The organism is Segeticoccus rhizosphaerae, assembly GCF_009192725.1.
In the GTDB taxonomy this organism is placed as follows: Bacteria; Actinomycetota; Actinomycetes; order Actinomycetales; family Dermatophilaceae; genus Segeticoccus; species Segeticoccus rhizosphaerae.
In genome coordinates, this window is sequence record NZ_VOHR01000294.1 from 1 (window position 1) to 4,612 (window position 4,612).

Annotated in this window: 3 protein-coding genes and 2 pseudogenes; all 5 read right to left on the bottom strand. The window is 68.2% G+C overall.

What is annotated here, in order from left to right; translation table 11 throughout:
- Positions 1-127 (bottom strand): annotated as a pseudogene (locus tag FRW57_RS17530) (DDE-type integrase/transposase/recombinase); the annotation flags it as partial.
- A 110-nt stretch (positions 128-237) separates the two neighbouring features.
- Positions 238-1,278 carry a tyrosine-type recombinase/integrase gene (locus FRW57_RS17535; RefSeq protein ID WP_152186600.1) on the bottom strand — a complete coding sequence of 347 codons (1,041 nt, stop codon included), beginning with the start codon at positions 1,276-1,278 and terminating at the stop codon, positions 238-240.
- Positions 1,275-2,246: a tyrosine-type recombinase/integrase gene (locus tag FRW57_RS17540; protein ID WP_152186601.1), complete on the bottom strand. Its 972-nt coding sequence runs from the start codon at positions 2,244-2,246 to the stop codon at positions 1,275-1,277. The genes FRW57_RS17535 and FRW57_RS17540 overlap by 4 nt, the downstream gene beginning before the upstream one ends.
- The gene (locus tag FRW57_RS17545; protein ID WP_137123572.1) at positions 2,243-3,451 is read right to left on the bottom strand and encodes a tyrosine-type recombinase/integrase; all 1,209 of its coding nucleotides are present in this window, start codon (positions 3,449-3,451) and stop codon (positions 2,243-2,245) included. The genes FRW57_RS17540 and FRW57_RS17545 overlap by 4 nt, the downstream gene beginning before the upstream one ends.
- Before the next feature lie 121 nt (positions 3,452-3,572).
- Positions 3,573-4,543, bottom strand: a pseudogene (locus FRW57_RS17550) (IS3 family transposase); the annotation flags it as partial.
- Positions 4,544-4,612 lie beyond the last annotated feature (69 nt).

Below are 4,612 nucleotides of genomic sequence, written 5' to 3' on the forward strand. Positions count from 1 at the left end.
TGAACGATTCCGCGAGGCTGTTGTCGGCACTGGTCCCGACCGCGCCCATGGACTGTTTGACGCCCAGGTGAGAGCATAGGGCAGCGAAATCCTTTGAGGTGTATTGCGATCCGTGGTCGCTGTTAAACCGAATTCGGTTTAGCTCGGATTACACCGAGGTTGAGGTTAAGCCGAGGAATCGGGAACTGGCCTGTGCCTGGGCGCTGGCCGTGTGATTCCTCGGCTTAACGATTGGTGCTATCGGAGGCTGTAGAGGGCTTGGAGGGTGTCTTCGCTGAGTCGTTCGGCGCCGGTGTTGGTGATGGCGGGGGTCGCGGCGTTGACCGCTTCGCGCATCATGTCGAGGGTGGCGAACGCGTAGAACGCCGAAGTGGTGGAGGTGTTCTCGTGGCCGAGCAGGCGCATGATGATCGGCAGCGGGATCCCTTGCTGGTAAAGGTCCATGGCCTTGGTCTTGCGCAGCATGTGGCAGTGGATGTTCTCCGGCACGCTGGGGCAGGTCGCTCGGGCCGTGTCGGCCGCGGTCTTGAGCACCGCGGCGACGGTGTCGGTCGACAGCCGGCTCGGTCGCCCGTCGTGCCGGCTGTAGAACACCGGCCGGGTCGCGGGCAGCCGGGCGTGGTTCGGGTGGAACTCGTCCAGGTAGACGCGCAGGTGCTCGATCGTCTTGCTGGTGAGCGGCACGGTGCGGGTCTTGTTCCGTTTCCCGGTCAGGGCCACGTGTCCGGGCGGGGTCAGGGCCAGGTCGGCCAGGGTCAGGCCGGTGATCTCGCCGACCCGGGCGGCGGTGTCGTAGAGCAGGATCAGCAGCATCCGGTTGCGGCGGGACTTGGCGGTGCCGCCGGCGTGCGCGGCCAGCACGGCCCGGATCTGGGGCCCGGTGAGGTATTCGATCGGTGTCTTCGGGCTGGCCGGTGCCCGCAGCGTCTTGGCAGCCTGGCTGAGCGCCATCAGGGTGATGTCCTCGCTGGCGCTGTAGGCCAGGAACGTCTTGACCGCGGTCAGCCGCAGCGTGATCGTGCGGGGCGCGTAGCCGCGCTGTTCGCGCATCCAGGTCAGCCAGGCCTTCAGGTGGGCCCGGTCGAACTGGTCGAAGCTGACCTGGGCACGGTCGATGCCCTCGGCCTCGGCCAGATAGCCCAGGAAGCAGTCCAGGCTGATCCGGTAGGCCTGGATCGTCTTCGGCGACAGCCCCCGAACCGTGGGCAGGTAGCCGTGCAGCCAGTCCCGGGCGAAGCTGAACAGGTTGGCCGCGTCGGTGGCCGGGTCGCGTCTCATTCGAACCCCACCTCCGGCAGGAGCGACGCCCCGGCGTCGGCGGTGATGTCGGCGTAGCCACGGATGAAGTCGGGCGAGGTGTGCACGTAGTAGTAGGTCGACTCGAAGCCCGCGTGGCCCATGTAGCGGGACAGGTAGGGCAACAGCGCGGCCACGTCCTGGCCGTGGGCCGCCCACCGTTCGATGTTGGCGTAGGCGAAGTGATGCCGGAACGCGTACGGGGTCGGCCGGGTGCCGTGCGCGGGTCGGGGCAGCCCGGCTTGGTCCCAGATCCGGCGGAACATCACCGCGACCGTCGCGCCGGTGACCGGGTGCCCCGTTGCCGAGACGAAGAACGTGTCCCGCGAGGAGAACCGCCTACGGGAGGCCCGGTCGCAGGCGGCCAGCACCTCGATGACCTGGTCGGTGATGGGAAGCCGGCGGCTGCGGTTGCCCTTGGCCCAGAGGATGTCCAAGTGCCCATCGCGCAGGTCGACCTGGCCGGTGCGCAGCGCGCGGACCTCACCGGTGCGCAGCCCGCACGAGTGCATCAGGGTGAAGAAGCAGGCCGCCTGCCACCGCCACGGCGAGGGGGTGTCCAGCCGGGCCGCGGCGGTGAAGAACGCCTCGATCTCCTCCCGGCGCAGCAGGTACGGGTGTGCCGGGACGACCCCGGCCTTCCACCGGTCGGGCAGCACGTAGGCGTCCGCGTGTCCGTGGGCCTGCAGCCAGCGGCCGACATCGCGGATGTAGGACATCCAGGACCGGTACCGACCGGACCGGGCCAACCGCTCGAGCACCCAGCCCTCGACGGTGTCCCGGTCGAACACCGTCCGGTCACGATCGGCGCAGTAGGCATCGAACTGACGGAGGTACCAGATCCGCGAGGCGCCGTAGCAGCCCATCGCCTGCTTGAACGCCAGGTAGTCCTCCAGCTGCGGCGCGAACGCGCTGACGAACCCGTGCCCGCTGTTCCTGCCCGTGTTCATGGCCGTGCTCCCGCCGGGACCGGCAGCACGCACTCCAGCAGACGCTCCCGGTCCACGGACAGATACACGTTGGTCGAGTTCGGGTCGGCGTGCCCCAGCACCGCCGAGATCGTCGGCAACGGGGTCGCCGCGCGCAGCAGCCGGGACGCGGCGGAGTGCCGAAGCACGCTGGTGCCGACCTTGACGCCGCTGACTCCGGCGGCCCGGAACGTGGTGGCGGTCACCTGGTAGATCGAGGCGTGATCGGCCAGGCCAGTGTGTGGCGCCTTGGCGCGCAAGAACACGTGGTCATCGTCCGAGTCGGGCCGCTGGTCCAGCACGTACTCGGCCAGCTTGGCGCTCACCAACGGCGGCAGCGGCAGCATCAGCGGGTTGCCGGTCTTCTGCTGGACGATCCCGATCGTGCCGGCTCGCCAGTCGATGTCGCCCAGCCGCAACCCGACCAGATCGCAGGCCCGCAGCCCGGTGGTCAGCGCCAGCAGCGTGATTGCCGCGTCCCGGGCGCAGACCACGCCCGAGGTGCACGCGTGCACCACCATGGCCTGGTCCTGATCATCGAGCACCGGCAGGATCCGGCGGGAGCGTCTCACCCTGGCCAGACCCACCGCCTCGACCAGGTCGGCCCGGCCGGTGAACTTCAGGAACGGGCGGAAGTTCGAGACCGCCCAATACAACGACGAAGCCGCCCACCGCGTCGACAGCGACTCCAAGAACGCCAACACGCTGGCCGGCTCGGCCTCCCGCAGGCCGTGATTACCGCGGGACTCCAGGAACGTCAGGTAGCCGCGTGCGACCCGACCGTAGGCCGACCGGGTGGCCGGTGCCAGGCCCCGCTCCTTCATGTCCGCTTCCCACGCCGCGTCCAGCGCCACGAAGTCGTCGCAACCCGGTTGCGGGCCCCCACCACCCCGGCCGCGCACCGACAGATCCACCACGCCCGTGTCCAGGTAGCCATCGAACAGCGAGACCAGCCGGCCGTAGCTGAACCGCCGTTGGACGCTGAACCTGCCCGTTCGCGGGCTGGTCGTCATCGCCGCGAACCGCGCCCCCAACGCGGGCGTGTAGACCACCTCGCCGCAGTCAGCGGCGAACTCCCTCAGGTACCTGACCGTCTTCTCGTACTGACCGATCGTGGACTCCATGTAGTCCGCCGCCCGCAGCGCGTCGATCACCACCACGCCAAGCTGTTCGACCGTCGCATCCATCACCGTCTCCTTCCCTAGGACACGGTGGACGCTAGCCACCAGCCAGCAGAACGTTAAGCCGCAGAATCAGACAGGAAACCCCTCATGCGCAGGCCAGATCCCGATTCCTCGGCTTAACACAAACCCCGGTGTAATCCGAGTGGAACGTGGCACCGGCTAGGCTGCCACGAGTCGCGGCCGCATCCTTCAACGCGTCCTCGATCAGCTCGGTGCGCATGTGGGAGGCCAGGGACCATCCGACCAGGCGGCGCGAGAAGCAGTCGATGACCGTCGCCAGGTACAGGTTGCTGCCCTCGGCCAACGGCAGGTACGTGATATCGCCGACATAACGGCAGTTTGGGGCGTCCGCCGTGAAGTCACGCCCCAGCAGGTCCGGGACCTTCTGATCCGCGGGGTCCGGCACGGTGGTGACCACCTTCCGCCGGCGTTGGTATCCGCGGATCCCGTGCAGGCGCATCACCCGCGCGACGCGCTTGTGATTGACCCGCTCATCGGGCGACGCGCCGTCGTTGAGCTCCGCCGTCACCCGCGGCACCCCGACCGTGTTGTCGTCCTCGTGCAGGTCTCGGATCCGCTCCACCAGCTGAGTGTCCCTGACGGCTCGGGCCGCGCGAGCGGGCGCAGCCTCCCTCCACGCGTAGAACGAGGACCGACAGACCTCGACCAGCTGACACAACCGCTTCACCTCGAAGGCGTGCTGGTGGTCGGCGACGAACTGGAAGCGGTTCACCAGATCGTCTCCCCGGCGAAATATTTCGCCGCCTTCTGCAAGATCTCGCGCTCGGTGACCAGCTTGGTCTTCTCCGCCCGCAACGCCGCGTTCTCCGCCTCCAGACGAGCGATCCGCTCTTGCGCAGACTCGCCCTCCCTGCCGGCCTCCACCGGCGCGGTCCGGGCCGCCAACGGGCTACGAGCAGGGCTACCATCAGCCGCGGTCTTCTTGCCCGTCCCGTACGCGGCCAGCCACTGACGCAGCGTGCCACGCACAATCCCCAGATCCGCCGCGATGCTACGCACCGTCGCGCCCGGAGTGGACTCGTACAAGTCGACGGCCTGACGACGAAACTCCTCAGAGTAATTCTTACGGGCCATGGTCCTGATCATCTCGCTTCCCCAGCCCAAGGCTGGAATCAGCGTGTCCAAGATTCAGGGTCAGGCCCC

Excerpts from the sequence above, each read along its gene's own strand:
- FRW57_RS17540 (WP_152186601.1), bottom strand. The coding sequence starts at position 2,246 with ATGAACACGGGCAGGAACAGCGGGCACGGGTTCGTCAGCGCGTTCGCG.
- FRW57_RS17535 (WP_152186600.1), bottom strand. The coding sequence starts at position 1,278 with ATGAGACGCGACCCGGCCACCGACGCGGCCAACCTGTTCAGCTTCGCC.
- FRW57_RS17545 (WP_137123572.1), bottom strand. The coding sequence starts at position 3,451 with ATGGATGCGACGGTCGAACAGCTTGGCGTGGTGGTGATCGACGCGCTG.